The sequence below is a fragment of the Bartonella queenslandensis AUST/NH15 genome, assembly GCF_000312585.1.
GTDB classification, from domain to species: domain Bacteria; phylum Pseudomonadota; class Alphaproteobacteria; order Rhizobiales; family Rhizobiaceae; genus Bartonella; species Bartonella queenslandensis_A.
The window spans coordinates 1-432 of the sequence record NZ_HE998208.1 but is presented as its reverse complement, the minus strand read 5'-3'; the positions used below and the strand labels follow the sequence as shown (position 1 = coordinate 432).

1 protein-coding gene is annotated in these 432 nt (G+C 39.4%); it reads right to left on the bottom strand.

Going from position 1 to position 432, the window contains the following annotated elements; genetic code table 11:
* Window positions 1-302, bottom strand: a 302-nt coding sequence (locus BN338_RS09910; RefSeq protein WP_039761959.1) for a hypothetical protein, incomplete at its 3' end; no start/stop codon positions are given.
* Window positions 303-432: the final 130 nt, after the last annotated feature.

The window sequence follows — 432 nt, the reverse complement described above, 5'->3', positions numbered from 1 at the left end:
TGCTCTTGAGAATCCTTGAGTTCATCCTCAACGTCTAAACTCCACAAACGACCGTCTTCTAAACATATAATATGACCCGTTTCTATTAAAACGTCTAAAGCTTTCACAAACGTTTTTACTGGATATCCAGCGCAATGGGCTAAAATCCTAAGGTTGTTTACAAGAGGTTCACGAGTAAATAACATTTGCAACCTCAATCGCACATAAACATTACCTTCAGTTCCAGGTAACTGAGATAGCTTAGCCATCCACTGTTCAGAAAAAAGCCTTGTCCATGATAACTTGTCTGACTTATTTGCCATTATCTTTACCCCCCATGTTTTCATGCAAGGTAAGATTGCCTAGATCTTCGTCAAAGCAGTCGAGATCTTCTTCTATACTGTTGAGTTCATTCTCAACGTCTAAACTCCACAAACCTCCATCGTCTGTTTT